Origin of the sequence: Microlunatus ginsengisoli, from assembly GCF_039537205.1 — a bacterium.
In the GTDB taxonomy this organism is placed as follows: Bacteria; Actinomycetota; Actinomycetes; order Propionibacteriales; family Propionibacteriaceae; genus Microlunatus; species Microlunatus ginsengisoli.
The window spans coordinates 25,193-43,010 of sequence record NZ_BAABAB010000007.1; the positions used below are offsets into that span (position 1 = coordinate 25,193).

A 17,818-nucleotide genomic window follows, 5' to 3' on the forward strand; every position below is an offset into this window, starting at 1 on the left:
CTCTCTCGGTGCGAACTGTCGTGCTGCGAGTGGTGCCGGGGTGAACCCGCGCAGGCCTTCCCCTGCCACGCGGGCCCACCCCGAGAACGTGGAGCCCTTACGGGCTGCGGGTGGGGCTGGTCGGGGCCGGCCGGCCAGGCGTGAGCTTGTGCGGGGTGAAGGCGCTGACCTTGCGGTCGGCGGCGAGATCGGGGATCAGGGGCTCGAGCCCGGTCGGCTCGGACTCGACCCGGAGCAGCGCGATCTCGTCCTCGAAGTCGTCGACCGAGTCGAACTGCCGGTAGACGCTGGCGAACCGGAGGTAGGCCACCTGGTCGAGCTCACGAAGCGGACCGAGAATCGCCACTCCGACCTCGTCCGCCGGCACCTCGGGCTGCCCGCTGGCGCGCAGCGAGTCCTCCACCAGCTGACCGAGCCGGGCCAGCTGATCCTCGGTCACCGGGCGGCCCTTGCACGCCTTGCGCACGCCGCCGATCACCTTGTCTCGCTGGAACGGCTCGACCACCCCGCTCCGCTTGACCACGACGATCTGCATCTGCTCGATGGTGGTGAATCGGCGCTCGCAGCTCGGGCACTGGCGTCGCCGGCGGATGCTGCCACCGTCCTCGGCGACGCGCGAGTCCAGCACCTTCGAGTCGGTGTGCCGGCAGTACGGGCAGTGCATCGGACCGGCTCCTCACGGGCTGAAGGGGGATGACGCGCGCTGGATGGGGATAACGCTGGGGATGACTTGTGGGTGATGCTGTGGAACTGTGTGGATCATCGACCACAATCTGTGGATGAATGACACCTGTGTAACTACTAGATATGGACACCGTACGTCTGAACACCATTGTCCGCAAGACCTCTGACAGAAATCTCGTCGCGTGTCGGGACGGGTCGGCGAAGCCCCTGGCGAGAGCCAGGTGGTGGGCGATCGAGGATGGCGAGAGAGAGGCTCAGAGCAGGTTGCGCAGCACCGTGTAGACGGCGGCGACGATCAGGCCGATGACCAGCCACCGGGTCGGATGCACCCGCACCAGGCGGTCCGCAATCCGTCGCGGCGGGCGCACTTTCGGCCCGCCGGCCGCCTCGACGATCCAGAGCAGGCCGAGGATCGTCACGACGCCCAGGCCGATGAACGCCAGCGGATTGAAGGCGAACGCGGCCGCGACGTCTCCGTGCAGCAACGCGGCCCCCATCCGTGTCCCGCCGCACAGCGGACAGTTCCAGCCGGTCATCGTCCGGAACGGGCACGGTGCACCGACCCCGGTCGTGGCATAGAGGGTGCTGATGCCGAGACCGAGAGCGAAGAAGCCGCCGACATAGGTCAGCGCCGAACGGGCGACGAACTCCTTCGCCCGGTACGGCGTCGGCGCCGGTGCGCTCTCGAGGGTCACCAGACCATTGTGCCCACGTGCCGGGCCGGTCGCAGCGCCACGCCCAGGCATTCCGAGCCTAGACTTCGACGTGATGTCGAGCCCTCCGCCGATCTACGGGCCGGTGACCCACCAGTACGGCGAGCCACCGCCGCCGCCGGCGTACGGCGCGGCGGGCCGTGCCGCGCCCGACGCCCGAACCACACCCGACGCTCGAACGACGCCGACCGCGACGGCCGGTCCGGCGAGCTGGGGGCGCCGGTCGGCCGGGTTTCTGATCGACGTCGCTCCCCTGGTCGCCGCGCTCGTGCCGCTGACCGTCGGCTATCTGTGGCTGGTGGCCGCGCTCGTCCGGGCGCCGCTGGGCACCGAGTCGACGCTTCCCGATCTCTCCTCGATCGTGGTGTGGCTCGCCGTCGGCGGAGTCGCACTGCTGGCCGCACTCGGGTGGACCGTCTACAACCGGTGGATCCTCGGCGGCGGCACCGGGCGCTCGCTCGGCCGACGCGCCCGGAAGGTCTGTCTGCTCAGTGTGCAGACCGGCGAGCCGATCGGCGCGCCGAACGCCTTCGCCCGCGACCTGGTGCACCTCCTCGACGCGCTCAGTGTCGTCGGCTTCCTCTGGCCGCTCTGGGACGACAAGCGCCGGACCTTCGCCGACATGATCACCGAGACCGTGGTCGTCGACGAGCGCTGAGGCTCAGGGAAGGGCGGCATGGCTCGTCGCGGCCGGCCGGTAGTCCTCGCCGGTGACCTGCAGCGCGGTCGGGATCACGACGGCGAGTGCGGCCACCGCGAGCATGGCCGCGGCTACCAGCACCAGGGCGATCCCCCGGTCGGTCAGCCGCCACGGCGCCGCCGTCGCCGCCGACGACACGCCAGCCGCTGAGGCGGCACGGATCCGCGTCGGAGGCGCAGGGGTGGACCGGCAGGCGCGCGGCTGGGCCGACGCTGCCGCCGACCGCAGGCGCGGTGCCCGCACGCCCGAGGCTGGACGCAGCCGGGGGCCGGTCGTGCGTTCCCGGCCGCGCGCGGGGCGGGTTTCGAGCTCGGCAACGCTCATCGCGAATCCCTCCTCTTCACCGGCGTCGGCGCAGCCGAAGCCAGATAGAACGTCTGTTTGATTTATATCGTACCTACGTGCGAATGCCAAGGCTCTGGGCGGACTTTTTCGACCAATTGTTCGACCCGGCACCGGCATGTCGTCACTTCATCACCGGGCACTGACAGTTCTGACCGCCGCCGCTAGGCCGGCGATCACTGGTCTGCTCGTTAACACGCGCGTCACATCTCGGCTCAGATGCCGGACGCCTCCGGCGTGAGGCGCGTCACCGAAGGGCTCCGGGCGCGGGCGTGCCGGAGCGAGCCGCCAGACCGGAATGTGACGTAGCTCATCCGAATTCGCGTAATACCACTCGATGCGGTGGACTACATTCATGCCAGTTGATGCACTGGTCTAGAGAAGGAGCATGGCGTGGCAGTGGAGGGATCTCGTGGCGCGGAGCAGCCACCGGTGCCCGTCTTCTTCCTGTCCGACAGCACCGGGATCAGCGCGGAGACGATGGGCAACGCCCTGCTCATCCAGTTTCCGGACCTGCGTTTCGAGCGGCGGCTGATCCCCTTCATCTCCACGGTCGAGGAGGCCCGCAAGGTCGTCGGGATCCTCGATGCGGCGATGCGGGGTCCGATCACTCCGCTCGCCTTCTCCACGACGGCGGTGACCGAGATCCGCGACGAGCTGCACAAGACCAGCTGTCCGCTGATCGACTTCTTCGACCTGCACATGAGCCGAGTCGAGTCCATTCTGGGCACCCGCGGGCTCCATGTCGCCGCCCGGCTGCACGGCGTCGGAGACGTCAAGCGCTACAACGCCCGGATGGCAGCGGTGGAATACGCGATCGAGCACGACGATGGCCAGAGCCTGCGGGCTCTGGACAAGGCCGACGTCATCCTGGTCGCGCCGTCACGATGCGGAAAGACCCCGACCACGATGTACCTGGCGCTGCAGCACGGCGTCTTCGTCGCCAACTATCCGCTGGTCGATGAGGACTTCGACGACAACGACCTGCCCCGGCCGATCCGCGGACTGCGCGACCGCTGCTTCGGCATCACCACCAACCCGGCGCGACTCAGCCAGGTTCGCCAGGAGCGCCGACCGAACTCTCGCTATGCGTCGCTGGAGCAGTGCGCGTACGAGCTCAGGCGCGCCGAGGCACTGTTCCGCTCCCACCGGATCCCCATGATCAACTCCGCGACGAAGTCAGTCGAAGAAATGTCCACCGTCATCCTGCAGACCCGCAACGCCGGCTGAGCACCCCAAACCCCGAGGAAGGCCCGCCATGAGCACCGACGTGATCACCGCCACCCCGTCCGCCACCGTCCAGGACAAGAACGTCCTCTGGTTCTCCGAGCTCGGCCTGGCCGATCTCGAGGCGGTTGGCGGCAAGAACTCCTCGCTCGGCGAGATGGTCAGCAATCTGGCCGATGCCGGCGTCCGGGTCCCGGACGGGTTCGCGACCACCGCCGACGCCTATCGGCGCTTCATCGGCACCACCGGGCTGGCGGAGACGATCGGCTCGCTGCTGGCCGGCTTGGACACCGACGACGTCAAGGAGCTGGCGCGCGTCGGCGCCCGGATCCGGGCCGCGGTCGTGGAGCAGCCGTTCCCGGCCGATCTCGAGGCCGACATCCGCTCGGCCTACGACCGGCTGGCCGGCGACGACCCCGACGCGTCGTTCGCGGTCCGCTCCAGCGCCACCGCGGAGGACCTGCCCGACGCGTCGTTTGCCGGTCAGCAGGAGACCTTCCTCAACGTCCGCGGCATCGAGGCCATCCTGACCGCGATCCGGGAGGTCTTCGCCTCGCTCTACAACGACCGCGCGATCGCCTATCGGGTGCACCACGAGTTCGCCCACGAGACGGTAGCACTGTCGGCGGGGGTGCAGCAGATGGTGCGCTCCGACGTCGGCGCCTCCGGGGTGATGTTCACCATGGACACCGAGTCCGGCTTCCGCGACGCCGTCTTCATCACCTCCAGCTATGGTCTCGGCGAGGCGGTGGTCCAGGGTGCGGTGAACCCGGACGAGTTCTATGTCTACAAGCCGGCGCTGCGGGCGGGCCGGCCGGCGATCTTGAAGCGGGGCGTCGGCGGCAAGGCGATCAAGATGGTCTACACGGCCGACCGGACGGTCGGCAAGACCACCGAGTTCGTCGACGTGCCGGTCGACCAGCGCGGGCTGCTCAGCCTCACCGACGACGAGGTGACCGAGCTCGCCCGGCACGCGCTCGCGATCGAGGCGCACTACGGCCGGCCGATGGACATCGAATGGGGCAAGGACGGCCGGGACGGAAAGCTCTACATCCTGCAGGCGCGGCCGGAGACGGTGAAGTCGCGGCAGGCCGCGGGGAGCCTGCAGCGGTTCAAGCTGAACGAGAAGGGCAGCTCGCTGATCGAGGGTCGCGCCATCGGCCAGAAGATCGGCGCCGGTGCGGTGCGGGTGCTCACCTCGCTGGAGCAGATGCACGAGTTCACTCCGGGCGAGGTGCTGGTCGCCGACATGACCGACCCCGACTGGGAGCCGATCATGAAGCGCGCCTCCGCGATCGTCACCAACCGCGGCGGACGGACCTGCCACGCGGCGATCATCGCCCGCGAGCTCGGCATCCCGGCCGTGGTCGGCACCGGTGGGGCGACCCGGACGCTCGCCGACGGACAGCAGGTGACCGTGTCCTGCGCCGAGGGCGACACCGGCTACGTGTACGACGGGCTGCTCGACTTCAGCGTCGAGGAGACCCAGCTGGATGCCATGCCGGAGATCGGCGTCAAGATCATGATGAACGTCGGTACCCCGGAGCAGGCCTTTGCCTTCTCCCGGTTGCCGAACGCCGGCGTCGGTCTGGCCCGGCTGGAGTTCATCATCAACCGGCAGATCGGGATCCATCCGAAGGCGCTGCTGGACTTCGACACCCTGACGGGCAGCCTGCGCGAGCAGGTGGCCGAGGCGGTGGCCGCGTACGACTCGCCGCGGGACTACTTCGTCCAGCGGGTTGCCGAGGGGGTGGCCACCATCGCGGCAGCCTTTGCGCCGAACCCGGTGATCGTGCGGATGAGCGACTTCAAGTCCAACGAGTACGCGAACCTCGTCGGCGGCGAGCTCTACGAGCCGCACGAGGAGAACCCGATGATCGGCTACCGGGGAGCATCGCGCTACCTCTCCCCCGATTTCGCCGAGTGTTTCGCGATGGAGTGCGAGGCGCTGAAGTACGTCCGGGACGAGATGGGCCTGACCAACGTCAAGATCATGATCCCGTTCGTCCGGACCCTGGGCGAAGCCGAGGGCGTGATCGATCTGCTCGCCCAGCACGGACTCCGGCGCGGCGAGAACGAGCTGCAGGTCGTGATGATGTGCGAGCTGCCGTCGAACGCGGTGCTGGCGGATCGCTTCCTCGACCACTTCGACGGATTCTCGATCGGCTCGAACGACATGACCCAGCTGACCCTGGGCCTGGACCGCGACTCCGGCCTCGTCGCGGCCACGTTCGACGAGCGCGACCCGGCGGTGAAGTTCATGATCGAGGCGGCGGTCACGGCCTGCAAGGCGCGCGGCAAGTACGTCGGTATCTGCGGCCAGGGCCCCAGCGACCACCCCGATCTGGCGGCGTGGTTGCTGGATCTCGGGATCGAGAGCATGTCGCTCAACCCCGACACCGTGGTCGAGACCTGGCTGGCCCTCAGCAAGCATCCCGCGAGCGGGCTCGAGCGGGACTAGGCAGCCTGGAGCAGGGCCCACAGCTCGGCCTTGGCCTCGAAGCGGTCGAGGTCGAGGCCGAGCAACGCGCCCGCTCGCCGGACGTGGGCCTTCAGCGTGTGCCGGTGGATGCCCAGCTCGCGCGCTGCCGGCTCCCAGGCCGCGTTGTGCGAGAGCCAGGCCTCGACCGCCCGGCGCAGCTCCCGGGCGTCGGGATCGCCGAGCAGCGGCGCCAGCCGCCGCTCGGCAGCGGCACCCACGTCCTCCCGCGACAACAGCCCGAGCAGCGGGCCGCTTCCCAGCTCGATGATCGGCGATCCGGTCCGACCCCGATCCAGCTCCTCCAGTCCTTCGCGCAGTGCGGCGCCGACCCCCGTCCAGCCCACCGGCCGGGACAGCACGACCGGCGGGTGACGCAGGGCCAGCAACTCCGCGGCGCCGTCCGCGGCTCGGTCCTCGACGATCGCGACGAAGACGTCGCGCCAACGGGTCGCCAGCACCACCTGGCCGGCCCCGGCCCGGACGCTGAGCGCGTGCTCCAGCTCCCCGGGCTCGCTGACCGAGCCGAACCTGGTCTGCAGCACCCGCAGCGGCGCCTCAGGCAGCCGGCGGCCGGCGACCGACAGCACCCGGCGCGCCGCATCGAGCGCGCCGGACGTCGCCAGCTCGAGCAGCTCGGCGTTCAGCGTGAGCGCTGACTCCTGCTGCCGGGCCGCGTCCTCCACGGCGAACTCGGCCAGCGCGACCGCACTGGTGATCACCGCCGTCGCCGCGGTGTCCGGGCGCGCCTCGGTGGCCACCGCCAGCACCCCCCGCAGCTCGTCGCGGCGGCCGAGCGTCTGCAGATTGACTACCCCCCGGGCCACCTCCAGCGCGGCACCGGACCGGAGCCGCCGCTGCAGCAACCGGCGCGCCTCCCGCCGCACCGCAGCCGCGTCGCCGGTGCTCAGCGTCCTGCGGCCGTGCACCGACATCGGCTCGCCGTGCAGATCGAGCAGCACGACGGCCGCGCTCAGCCGGTGCGCCAACTCGTCCAGGACGGCCGCGATCCGGTCCCGCGACAGCGCCGCCAGGGACAGCGAGCGCTGGGCCTCCAGCGTCCACAGGTCGCGGGCGTGGTCCTGGGCCGCCTGTGCGTCGGCGATCCGCCGGACCACTGCGAGGAACGGGGTCCGGAACGGCACCTCGATCAGCGGCAGCCCGTGTGCGGTGCACGCGGCGATCAGCTGCTCGGGCGTACCCGAGCGGACCACCTCGGTGCCGAACCCCACCGCCGCGACGCCGAGCGCGGCCAGCCGGCCGACGTAGGCGTCGTAGCTGTGCTGCGGTGCGTCGTCGGGGAACTGCGTGCCGGTGGTGAGCAGTAGGTTGCCGGGCTCGAGGAACGGGGTCGGGTCGGCGAGGTCGGAACTGTGCGCCCAGCCGACCTCGACCGTGTCCGGACCGCACAGCAACCGCAGGCCGAGCGCCTGGACGGCCAGCAGTTCCGCGAGTGGCATGGCCATGACCACAAGAGTACCTGCCAAAGTGGCACGGGGCCTGCCGGTCTGGCACTGCTTGCCGGGCCTAACGTGGGTGCACGATCTTCGAAACCGAAGGAGCCTTGATCCATGTCCGTTGCACCCGACACCGTCCTCGGCGGCCCGACCCTGCCGCAGGAGCGCCGGCTCGTCACCGCGCTGCCAGGGCCCAGGACCCAGGAGCTGCAGGCCCGCAAGGCGGCCGCCGTCTCCTCCGGGGTTGGCGTCACGATGCCGATCTATGCCGCGGCTGCGGGTGGTGGCGTGGTGGTCGACGTCGACGGCAACTCGCTGATCGACCTCGGCTCGGGCATCGCCGTGACCACCGTCGGCAACGCCGATCCGGCCGTGGCGGCCGCGGTCGCCGACCAGGCGGCCCGGTTCACCCACACCTGCTTCATGATCAGCGGCTACGAGGGCTACGTCGAGGTCGCCGAGCGGCTGAACCGGCTGACCCCCGGCGACCACCCGAAGCGCACGGCGCTGTTCAACTCCGGCGCCGAGGCGGTCGAGAACGCGATCAAGATCGCGCGGATCGCCACCAAGAAGCAGGCGGTGGTCGCGTTCGACCACGCCTACCACGGCCGCACCAACCTGACCATGGGGCTGACCGCGAAGTCGATGCCCTACAAGAGCGGCTTCGGCCCGTTCGCCGGTGAGATCTATCGCGCGCCGATGTCGTACCCCTATCGCGACGGCGGCCTGTCCGGCGCCGAGGCGGCCCGGGCCGCGCTGCTCCAGATCGAGAAGCAGGTCGGTGCGAACAACCTCGCGGCGATCATCATCGAACCGATCCAGGGTGAGGGCGGATTCATCGTGCCCGCCCTCGGCTTCCTGCCCGAGCTCGCCGCCTGGTGCAAGGCCAACGACGTGGTGTTCATCGCCGACGAGATCCAGACCGGGTTCGCCCGCACCGGCGCCATGTTCGCCTGTGAGCACGAGGGTGTCGTTCCGGACCTGATCACCACGGCCAAGGGCATCGCCGGCGGCCTGCCGCTGGCCGCTGTCACCGGTCGCGCGGACCTGATGGACGCACCGCACGCCGGCGGGCTCGGCGGGACGTACGGCGGCAACCCGGTGGCGTGCGCGGCCGCCGTCGCCGCGCTGGACGCGTTCGAGCACGGTGGTCTGATCGAACGCGCGCAGCAGATCGGTGAGATCGCGCTCGCCCGGTTGAACGCCGCGAAGCAGGCCGATCCGCGGATCGGCGAGGTCCGCGGTCGCGGCGCGATGATCGCGATCGAGATCGTCGATCCGACCACCGGTGATCCCGACGCCCAGCTGACCGGTGCCGTTGCCAAGGCCGCGCACGCCCAGGGCGTGATCGTGCTGACCTGCGGGACGTACGGCAACATCATCCGGTTGCTGCCGCCGCTGTCCATTCCCGACCACCTGCTGACCGAGGGCCTGGACGTTCTGCTGGACGCACTGGCCCGCAACTGAACCATCCAACCGAGTCTGCAACGGAGGCACAGCCATGAGCACCGACACCGAGAACCGGGTCAGCGCGCAGCTGCCCGCTGATCTGCCCACCGGTCTGTTGATCAACGGCGAGTGGACCGACTCCTCGACCGGTGGACGGATCAGCGTGACCGACCCGTCCACCGGCGAGGAGCTGACCAGCATCGCCGACGCGAGCGCCGACGACGCCGTCGCCGCGCTCGACGCCGCCGCGGCCGCGCAGGCGGAGTGGGCGGCCACCGCGCCGCGCACGCGCGGAGAGATCCTGCGCAAGACCTTCGACGAGGTCACCCGGCGCAAGGACGACTTCGCCCGGCTGATGACGATGGAGATGGGCAAGCCGCTGGCCGAGGCCTACGGCGAGGTCACCTACGGCTCGGAGTTCCTGCGCTGGTTCAGCGAGGAGGCCGTCCGGATCAACGGCCGGTACGGGCTGAATCCGGAGGGCACCGGGCGGATGGTGGTGTCGTCGCGTCCGGTTGGTCCGGCGTACCTGATCACACCGTGGAACTTCCCGCTGGCGATGGCGACCCGCAAGATCGCGCCGGCGCTGGCGGCCGGCTGCCCGGTGATCATCAAGCCGGCGGCCAACACACCGCTGACCACGCTGTTGCTGGCCCAGGTGCTGATCGACGCGGGCGTGCCCGCGGGCGTGGTGAACGTGATCGCGTCGTCGGACTCGGCCGGCGTGACCAAGCCGCTGCTGTCCGATCCGCGGTTGCGCAAGCTCAGCTTCACCGGCTCCACGCCGGTCGGTCGCAGGCTGCTGGCGCAGGCGGCGGAGAACATCCTGCGGACGTCGATGGAGCTGGGCGGCAACGCGCCGTTCCTGATCTTCGACGACGCCGACCTGGACGCGGCCGTTGACGGCGCCATGATCGCCAAATTCCGCAACATCGGCCAGGCCTGCACGGCGGCCAACCGGTTCATCGTGCACTCCTCGCTGGCCGAGGAGTTCGTGGCCAGGGTGACCGAGCGGGTCCGGGCGATGAAGATCGGATCGGGCCTGGCGGACGGCGTCAACATCGGGCCGCTGATCGACGGCAAGGCCGTTTCCGGCACCGAGGAGCTCGTCGCCGACGCGGTCGACCGCGGCGCCCGGGTGACCACCGGCGGCGAGCGGGTGGACGGGCCGGGCTTCTTCTACCAGCCGACCGTGCTGAGCGACGTCGCACCGGGCACCCGGCTGCTCCATGAGGAGATCTTCGGCCCCGTGCTCGGGGTGACCACGTTCGACACCGAGGAGGAGGGCGTGGCCGCGGCGAACGACACCGAGTACGGCCTGGTCAGCTACGCCTACACCCGGGATCTGGCCCGGGCACACCGGCTGATCGACTCGCTCGAGACCGGGATGATGGGGCTGAACACCGGGCTGGTGTCCAACGCCGCGGCGCCGTTCGGCGGCGTGAAGGCGTCCGGGCTCGGTAGGGAGGGGAGCCAGGAGGGAATCGAGGAATACCTCGAGACCAAGTACACCCTGATCCCCGCCTGAGGTGGAGCTCCGGACGCTGCGCTACTTCGTGGCGGTCGCCGACGCCGGTTCGGTGAACGCGGCCGCCCAGCGACTGCACCTGACCCAACCGTCACTGGCGCGCCAACTGCACCGGCTGGAGCGGCGACTGAACCTGACGCTGCTCGAGTCACGAGGCGGCCGCTTGGTGCTGACCTCGGCCGGCCGGAGCTTCCTGCCGCACGCCCGCGATCTGCTCGCGCGGGCCGACGCCGCCACCGCGGCGGTGGCCGAGCTGGCCGCCGGCCGGCTGCCGGTGATCACGGTGGCCGCGCAGAAGCTGGCGATGTCCGCCGTACTGGCACCGTTCGTCGCCGGGCTGGGTGCGGACGACCTGTGTCCGACCGTGGTCGGCTGCGAGGGTGCCGACGGCTACCGGCGGCTGGACGCCGACGTCGACCTGGTGTTGGCGGCGACACCGCCGGCACCGGGGCTGGACCGGCTCCGGGTGGTCCGGATCCCGATCGTGGCCTATGCCCGGCGTGATCATCCGCTGGCGGGCCGGGTGTCGGTCGAGGTGGCCGAGCTGGCCGGGCACCGGCTGGTGGCGACCGGGGCGGCCACGGACGTACGTCGCCGGCTGGACTCGGTCGTCGGGGCGATCGGAACCGAGCCGGCCAGGGTGGCCGAGGTCGCCTCGGAGCGGTTGGCGCAGGCGTTGGCGGCGGCGGGGCGCGGGGTCGCCGTCGTCACGGACGGACCACGGTTCGACCTGCTGCCGATCCGGGTTCTCGACGCCGACGGTGGACCGCTGGTGCTGGATCTCTACGCTGGCTGGAAGCCGGAGCACCATGCCGCCGAGGCCGTGGCAACGCTGGCCCGGCGGCTGCAACGGTCGGCGCCGGCCGCCGGACGGGACGAGTCCGCCGCGTAGCCGGCCCGGACCTCCCTACTTGATCGTGCTGTTGCTGGCCCGGAGCGTCGGCGGCCTGGCGTCACGCAGCGGGAGCCCCGTGTACTGGTCGCGGATGGCCTCGATCAGGTGCTTCGCCCGGATGGTCAGCGCATACGGACCGTTGCCCACGGAGTGCTGCAGCCTGTCCTTGGTCACCACGACCCCGAGGTCGGCGCCCTTCCAGCGGTAGTCGCCGGCGCCGTAGATGCGCAGGAAGAAGGCCTCGGAGTCGTTCTGCAGCTGGTGCCAGTCCAGCGCGGCCCGGCGGAACACCAGCGCGCCGCTGCGATCGATCACGTACTGCCCGGTCGGCGCCGAGTCGGTGATCAGCTCGACCACCGGCGAGGTCTCCTTGATCACCATCTGGCTCCACAGATCGGCCGAGGCCAGCTCGAGCCAGCGCTCGTTGATCTCGGCCACGTCCAGCTCGAAGTCGACGCCCATGAACTCCAGCAGGTGGAACGCGAACAGGGGTACGTCGGCATAGGCGCCCGCGGTCACGTTGGTGATCGACGACGCGCCGCTGATCCGCGGGTTCAGCTCGCCCAGATAGGCCTCGCCGTCGTCGACGTCGATCAGCACGTCGACCTCGAAGAAGCCGCGGTAGCCCTCCTGACCGAGCCGGTCGCCCAGCCGCCGGACCAGGTCACCGGCCCGGCGTCGGAGGTCGTCGTCGAGCACGTCGGGGAACATCTCGTTGCCGCACCAGCCGCCGCGGTACGGGGTCAGCTCGGGATGACCGGTGAGCTCGGTCATGAACGGTCCGACGATGGTCCCGCAGCGGGTCAGCACGGCCTCGACCGCGACCGGGCGGTTGTTGATCCGCCGCATCACCTTGACCTCGTGACCGACGATGTCCTTCGCACATCGCTTCCAGCCCGGCTCGTCGTCGATGAAGAAGGTCGTCTTGCCGGAGTCGCCGTAGGCGGTCTGGACGACCAGATCGGTGCCCAGCCCGGCCGCGGCGGCCTGCCCGATCAGGTCGTCGTAGCTCTCCACCACGGCGAGGATGTTCGGCACGCTGGGCGCACCGACTTCGTTACCCAGCCGAGTCGTCACCAGCTTGGAGTCCAGATGCTCGCGCAGCGCCGCCTTGGGCAGGATCAGGTCGTAGCCGAGCTCGGCACAGATCCGCTCGGTCTCGTCGTCGAAGAACACCATGCAGATCTTCGGCCGGACGCCCGGAACGGTTCGGCTGCCGATGTAGGCGATCACCTCGGCGTTGGCGAGCAACCAGTTGTTGATCTCCTCACCGGAGTCGAACTCGATGTAGGGCTTGCGTTTGGGCGTGAACACGCGCGGGTGGGCGCCGTCCCAGCCGTCGTAGTAGGTGATGTAGGAGAAGTTGCGCACCCAGCGGTCCAGCCCGAGCAGGTTGAACGGGGTGGCGCCGACGAAATAGATCGGGGTCTCGTTGGTGCGCAGGAAGTGGCGCACCTCGGAGATGTTGCGCAGCGGGCGCCGGATCGGGTCGTCGTCGGTGGGGGCGAACGCCGCGTCGTTGCCGTAGGTCAGCTCGGTGCCGCTCGCCTCGTGGGACTCGGCGTCGATGCCGGTGTCGGTCACGACGGGCCGTCGCCGGCCGCCTCGGCGGCGTCATGGCCCAGGTGAGTGTGGTGGTGACCGTGGATCCGGCCCTCCGGGATCGGGGCGGCCCGCTCGCTGAGCAGCGGCAGCGACGGATCCCATCGGGTGCCGTCTCGTTCGTCGCGGCGCTTCCGGGCGATCGCCGACAACGCCTCCAGCACGACCCGGTTGGCCAGCGCCGCGGTGATGTCGGCGTGGTCGTAGGGCGGGCTGACCTCGACCACGTCCATCCCGACCACCGGCAGCTCCAGGCACAGCCGGCGGACCGCGTCGAGCAGCTGGCGCGCCGACAAGCCGCCCGGCTCCGGCGTCCCGGTGCCGGGCGCGTGCCCGGGGTCGCAGACGTCGATGTCCACCGAGAGGAACACGCCTTCACACTCGTCGGTGGCGATCGCGGACGCCTCGGTCAGGCACTCGCCCAGCCCACGATGGACGATCTCGGTCATCTCGAACGAGCGCATGTTCTGCTCGGCCATCCAGTCCAGCGTCTCCGGCGGTGGCCAGTAGCCGCGCAGCCCGACCTGGAGGAAGCGGTCTCCGCGCAGCGCACCGGACTCGATCAGCCGGCGCATCGGCTGGCCGTGACCCCACAGCGAGCCGAACTCGATGTCGCCGGTGTCGGCATGCGCATCGAAGTGGATCATCGAGACCCGGCCGTGGCCGAGCACGTTCGCGCAGCCCTTCGCGTCCGGATAGGCAATCGAGTGATCCCCGCCGAGAATGATCGGAATGGCACCCGAGCGGGCGGCCTTCTCCACCGCCGCCTCCAGCGCCGGCAGCGCCACCTCGATGTCCCCGGAGTACATCTCGACATCGCCGGCGTCGTAGACGTTCAGCTCGGTCAGCCCGTCGGTGCGCAGCGCCAGCGACGGCCGGGAGCCGTCGTGCGGCAGGTAGTCGGTCATCCGGATCGCCTGCGGGCCGAACCGGGTGCCCGCCCGGTAGGACGTACCGCCGTCGAACGGCGCGCCGAGGATGACCACGTCCGCGTCGGCGTAGCTGTCGGTGTCGTCGAGGTCGCACGGACGGACACCGAGGAAGGTGATGTCCGGTCCGAACTGGGGCCCGTATCTGACCATGACCGCGCTCCCCTTTCGCTCAGAAATCCAGGTGCTCGTGCTGCTTCATGTTGTGGGCCGCCTCGTGCTTGAGGGTTTCGTTCCGGAAGAACGCCGGCTGCCTGGCCCGCATGATCAGCATGAACACGATGCCGATCAGGATCAGGCCGAGACCGAGCACCAGTACCAGGCCGATGCCGAACACGCTGGCCCCGCTGCCGTACTCCGGATCGGCGCTGTCTCGCAGGGTGATGATCAGAACCCAGAACAGTCCGAGTCCACCGAGCAGGGGGAAGACGAACTTGAACACGATGTTGAACGTGTTCTCGAACAGCATCTTGCGGAAGAACCAGATGCAGCCGAAGGCGACCAGCCCGTAGTAGAAGCAGATCATGATGCCGAGCGAGAGAATCGTGTCGGTCAGCACCTTCTCGCTGAGGATGGTCATCACGGTGTAGAAGATCGCCGCACCGATGCCGGCCGCGAAGGTCGCCGTGCTCGGCGACTTGTACTTCGGGTGGATGTGGGCGAACCGCTTCGGCATTGCGCCGTAGGCGGCCATCGCCAGCAGGGTGCGCGACGTCGGCAGGAAGGTGGTGATCAGGCTGGCTGCCGACGAGGCCAGCACGGCCAGGTAGAGGCCCAGGCTGAGTGGGAAGCCGAGGATCGGCTCGGCCAGGTTGCCGAAGACGTTGTCGGAGACGTCCTCGTTCTTCAGCCCGAGGCCGGTGGTGCCCATGCCGGCGTACATCTGCATGGCGATGGTGACGATCAGGTACGTCGCCAGAATCGACAGCACGCAGAGCAGGGCGGCCTTGCCGGGGGTGGTGTCGGAGTCCTTCGACTCCTCGTTCACCGTCAGCGCGGTGTCCCAGCCCCAGAACCCGAAGATCGATCCGGACAGGCCGAGGATGAACGCGGACAGGGTGAGCCCGGACGGTGAGAACCACGACCAGGAGAAGTCGGTGCCGGTGCCGGTGGTCTCGTGCTTGGCGATGGCGAAGACGGCGAAGATCAACAGCATGATCATCTGGAAGGACACCAGGATGATCTGCACCCGCTCGGTGGCGTCGATCCCGCGGTAGGCGACCCAGGTCGCGACCGCCAGGAAGGCGAGACAGGTGACGACGTTGACCGCCTTCACCGTCCACAGGTCGCTGATCGTCTCCGACTGCACGATGGCGCCGATGAACTGGTAGAGGAACTGGACCGCCACCCCGGCCAGGTTGGACAGCACGATGACGGTTGCGATCACCGCGGTCCAGCCGCCGATCCAGCCGATGTAAGGCCCGAACGCCTTCGAAGTCCAGGTGAAGGAGGTGCCGCTGTCCGGCATCACCTTGTTGAACTCTCGATAGGCGTACGCCGCGAAGAACATCGGCAGGAAGCCGGCGATGATCACCACCGGCGTCTTCTCCCCGACCGCGAGCGCGAGGATGCCGACGGTCGCGGTCAGGACGTACGCGGGAGCGACCGAGGAGATCCCTAGCAGGGTGCCGCCGAACAGGCCGACGGAATCGTGCTTCAAACCCTTGTCTGCCATCCCAACCCCCTTCTCGAGTTGAGTGGATGTGTGAGTGTGCGCAGCTACCCCAGTTGGATCATGGCGCGTCGTGCGTCGGGTGGCAATGCTCTCCGCCGGCCTTGCTGGTCGCGGGCGCGTCCAAGCTCGGATTGGCGTCGAAGAAGCCGAACGGCTTGAGCCAGAACGAGATGGTGTCGACCGGCATCATCGGCCAGTCCTCGACCCGGGTGATGTGGTGGATGCCGAAGACGTACCAGAGCACGACGTCGGTGCCCACCAGCGGCGCGTCGTCGGCGATCCACCGCGCGATGCCCTGCTGATGCGGCTCCGGGCCGCTGCCGACCCCGCCGTCGGACTGGGTCGGGTAGTCGCCCGCCGGCCAGCGCTCCCGATCGTCCTGGGCCGTCACCCACAGCGTGTGACCGATCACCGGCGCTCGCTGGATCACCGCCGACTCCGGGTCCAGCAGGCTCGGGATCGCCGCACCCGGGACGATCTTGTACGCGGTCGGCGTGCCGTGCCGGTTCTTCTTCTCCGCGTGCATCACCTTCCACGCGCGCTGGGTCTCCCAGTTGTAGTCGCGGGCGGCGGCGCTCTCGGACTCGATCGTGGTCGCCTGGGTGGTCATCGCCAGCCCGTACGGGTTCTCCGGTGAGATCGGCGGTGCCACCGAGTCGACCTCGACCACCGTGTTGTCCTCGCCGTCGATGTCGAGGTCGAGCTTGGCGATCAGGAAGTGCTGGTGGAACGGGGCGTACGTCCGGGTGTCCACGGTGGTGCCGTAGGGCGAGGAGTCGCCGTCGTTCTCCAGCGGCGTGGTGACCATCAGACCGGTGGCCCGGACCTCGCACTCGATGTTGCCGTCTTGGTAGAACCGCCAGTAGATCAGGTACTCGTAGTTGGCCACCGTGGCGTGCACCGAGACCACCATCCGGCGCATCCGGCGGACCTGGGCGCCGGTCTCGGCGTCGACGTGCTTCCACAGCACGGCGTTGTCCTCCTCGTGCAGGCAGATCGCCTGCGGGATGACCTCGGGCTGTCCCTTGGAGTCCGGGATCACCGCATCGACGTAGACGATCTCGCCCAGGCAGTCGCAGCCCAGCTCGAGCGATGTGGTCATGTAGCCCAAGCCCCACTCGCCGATGTCGTACGCGGTCCGCCGGTAGTGGTCGTAGCCGGGATCGCGGTAGGGCACCACCATCTCCGCGAAGCTCATCCGGTAGGCGACGTCGCGGGTCTGTCCGGTGATCGGGTCGTCGAAGGCGACCTGGTAGATGACCGGGCCCTCACGGAAGTTGAAGCCGAGCCGCATCGACCAGTTCTGCCAGCGCAGCTCGTTTCCGTCCAGGGTGAACGAAGCCCCGTCGGGCTGGGTGATCTCCAGCGGCTTGAGGTCGGTCCGCGGCGCGATGCCGGTGAGTTTCGGGTCGTATTCGGCCCGGACCTCCGGCAGGCCGTAGTCGTGATGGTCCTCGATCTCGAGCAGTTCGAGGGTGTTCATGTCGACGATGATCTTGAGACCGGAGATCGGATGGGCGTAGGGATTGCCCTCGGGAGTCTCCCGCATCCACAGGTCGCACCAGCCGAGCCGGCGGTCGCGCCACTGCTCCGGCATCACCGCCCGGCCGTAGGTCCAGACATCGAACAGCACCAGGGACAGGTCGGTGATGCCGCGGGCGGCGAGCGCTGCCTTCACCTCCTCGTTCTCGTGCAGGGCGTGATCGCAGTCGTGGTACTCGTCCACGGTGAAGTTGGGACACACGCCGGGGACGTGGGTCCAGGACACCACCGCATCGGCGACCAGGTCGACCACGGCCTCGTAGACGTCGTTGGTGGCCTTCTCCCAGAGCACCGACAGCGACCGGCGCGGCACCGCGTCGCCCGGCCGCCATGCCTTGACGTCGGCCTTGGACGGCTCGGCCAGCTCGATCGAGGCGAACCGCCAGGCATCCGACACCCCCTGGTCCCGGCGCAGGACGGCCGCGGTGGCGCGGTACTCGTCCTCCGAGAGCGGATCGAGCGGGTGTGCGGACATGGGCCTGCGCCTCCTCGGCTGTCGGGAGTCAAGAAGATCACTCTGTCAATCCCGCCAGCGCCGGTCAATGACCCGACAGGCTCAATCGTCATGCCCGCCGGGCTTGCCGGCGGCGCGCTCG

14 protein-coding genes are annotated in these 17,818 nt (G+C 69.4%); 6 read left to right on the forward strand and 8 right to left on the reverse strand.

All coding sequences use genetic code 11. The annotated features are described in order from the left end of the window. Positions 1-97: 97 nt before the first annotated feature. Both nrdR and ABD747_RS05255 read right to left on the reverse strand, forming a co-directional pair. The gene (gene nrdR / locus ABD747_RS05250; protein ID WP_344802091.1) at positions 98-664 is read right to left on the reverse strand and encodes a transcriptional regulator NrdR; all 567 of its coding nucleotides are present in this window, start codon (positions 662-664) and stop codon (positions 98-100) included. Positions 665-938: 274 nt separating this feature from the next. Further along, positions 939-1,379, reverse strand: a complete 441-nt coding sequence (locus ABD747_RS05255) for a DUF2752 domain-containing protein (protein WP_344802093.1) — start codon at positions 1,377-1,379, stop codon at positions 939-941. Positions 1,380-1,452: 73 nt separating this feature from the next. Between ABD747_RS05255 and ABD747_RS05260 the strand changes: the two genes are divergently transcribed. Next, a complete protein-coding gene (locus ABD747_RS05260; protein ID WP_344802095.1) occupies positions 1,453-2,055 on the forward strand; it encodes an RDD family protein in 603 nt (200 codons plus the stop codon). 3 nt (positions 2,056-2,058) lie between these two features. On the opposite strand, the gene ABD747_RS05265 is transcribed toward ABD747_RS05260, so the two are convergent. Continuing rightward, complete coding sequence (locus tag ABD747_RS05265; RefSeq protein WP_344802097.1) at positions 2,059-2,235, reverse strand: hypothetical protein; 177 nt, start codon at positions 2,233-2,235, stop codon at positions 2,059-2,061. 597 nt (positions 2,236-2,832) lie between these two features. Between ABD747_RS05265 and ABD747_RS05270 the strand changes: the two genes are divergently transcribed. After that, complete coding sequence (locus ABD747_RS05270; RefSeq protein ID WP_344802099.1) at positions 2,833-3,669, forward strand: pyruvate, water dikinase regulatory protein; 837 nt, start codon at positions 2,833-2,835, stop codon at positions 3,667-3,669. A 28-nt stretch (positions 3,670-3,697) separates the two neighbouring features. Further along, positions 3,698-6,127, forward strand: coding sequence for a phosphoenolpyruvate synthase (gene ppsA / locus ABD747_RS05275; RefSeq protein WP_344802101.1), 2,430 nt, complete (start codon positions 3,698-3,700; stop codon positions 6,125-6,127). Here the strand turns inward: ppsA and ABD747_RS05280 are convergent. After that, positions 6,124-7,611, reverse strand: a complete 1,488-nt coding sequence (locus ABD747_RS05280) for a PucR family transcriptional regulator (RefSeq protein ID WP_344802103.1) — start codon at positions 7,609-7,611, stop codon at positions 6,124-6,126. The genes ppsA and ABD747_RS05280 overlap by 4 nt on opposite strands. 105 nt (positions 7,612-7,716) lie before the next feature. Here ABD747_RS05280 and gabT point away from each other — a divergent pair, with 105 nt between their 5' ends. Genes gabT through ABD747_RS05295 form a run of 3 tightly spaced genes read left to right on the forward strand, consistent with a single transcriptional unit; the run spans position 7,717 to position 11,471 of the window. Continuing rightward, positions 7,717-9,069 (forward strand): 4-aminobutyrate--2-oxoglutarate transaminase, encoded by a 1,353-nt coding sequence (gabT, locus tag ABD747_RS05285; protein ID WP_344802105.1) that lies wholly within the window; start codon positions 7,717-7,719, stop codon positions 9,067-9,069. A gap of 34 nt (positions 9,070-9,103) precedes the next feature. After that, entirely contained in the window at positions 9,104-10,579 is a 1,476-nt protein-coding gene (locus ABD747_RS05290) for an NAD-dependent succinate-semialdehyde dehydrogenase (protein ID WP_344802107.1), read from the forward strand. Position 10,580: 1 nt separating this feature from the next. Continuing rightward, positions 10,581-11,471 carry a LysR family transcriptional regulator gene (locus tag ABD747_RS05295; protein ID WP_344802109.1) on the forward strand — a complete coding sequence of 297 codons (891 nt, stop codon included), beginning with the start codon at positions 10,581-10,583 and terminating at the stop codon, positions 11,469-11,471. 15 nt (positions 11,472-11,486) lie between these two features. Here the strand turns inward: ABD747_RS05295 and ABD747_RS05300 are convergent, their stop codons facing one another. Genes ABD747_RS05300 through ABD747_RS05315 form a run of 4 tightly spaced genes read right to left on the reverse strand, consistent with a single transcriptional unit; the run spans position 11,487 to position 17,697 of the window. Further along, positions 11,487-13,058, reverse strand: a complete 1,572-nt coding sequence (locus tag ABD747_RS05300; RefSeq protein WP_344802111.1) for a biotin carboxylase — start codon at positions 13,056-13,058, stop codon at positions 11,487-11,489. Continuing rightward, positions 13,055-14,158, reverse strand: a complete 1,104-nt coding sequence (speB, locus tag ABD747_RS05305) for an agmatinase (protein ID WP_344802114.1) — start codon at positions 14,156-14,158, stop codon at positions 13,055-13,057. The genes ABD747_RS05300 and speB overlap by 4 nt, the downstream gene beginning before the upstream one ends. A gap of 19 nt (positions 14,159-14,177) precedes the next feature. Beyond that, a complete protein-coding gene (locus ABD747_RS05310; protein ID WP_344802116.1) occupies positions 14,178-15,680 on the reverse strand; it encodes an APC family permease in 1,503 nt (500 codons plus the stop codon). A gap of 58 nt (positions 15,681-15,738) precedes the next feature. Beyond that, complete coding sequence (locus tag ABD747_RS05315; RefSeq protein WP_344802118.1) at positions 15,739-17,697, reverse strand: primary-amine oxidase; 1,959 nt, start codon at positions 17,695-17,697, stop codon at positions 15,739-15,741. Positions 17,698-17,818: the final 121 nt, after the last annotated feature.

Bases quoted from the DNA above. Each gene is read 5' to 3' on its own strand.
- speB (WP_344802114.1), bottom strand. From the start codon at position 14,158: ATGGTCAGATACGGGCCCCAGTTCGGACCGGACATCACCTTCCTCGGT.
- ppsA (WP_344802101.1), top strand. From the start codon at position 3,698: ATGAGCACCGACGTGATCACCGCCACCCCGTCCGCCACCGTCCAGGAC.
- ABD747_RS05280 (WP_344802103.1), bottom strand. From the start codon at position 7,611: ATGGCCATGCCACTCGCGGAACTGCTGGCCGTCCAGGCGCTCGGCCTG.
- ABD747_RS05315 (WP_344802118.1), bottom strand. From the start codon at position 17,697: ATGTCCGCACACCCGCTCGATCCGCTCTCGGAGGACGAGTACCGCGCC.
- ABD747_RS05310 (WP_344802116.1), bottom strand. From the start codon at position 15,680: ATGGCAGACAAGGGTTTGAAGCACGATTCCGTCGGCCTGTTCGGCGGC.
- ABD747_RS05290 (WP_344802107.1), top strand. From the start codon at position 9,104: ATGAGCACCGACACCGAGAACCGGGTCAGCGCGCAGCTGCCCGCTGAT.
- ABD747_RS05260 (WP_344802095.1), top strand. From the start codon at position 1,453: ATGTCGAGCCCTCCGCCGATCTACGGGCCGGTGACCCACCAGTACGGC.
- gabT (WP_344802105.1), top strand. From the start codon at position 7,717: ATGTCCGTTGCACCCGACACCGTCCTCGGCGGCCCGACCCTGCCGCAG.
- nrdR (WP_344802091.1), bottom strand. From the start codon at position 664: ATGCACTGCCCGTACTGCCGGCACACCGACTCGAAGGTGCTGGACTCG.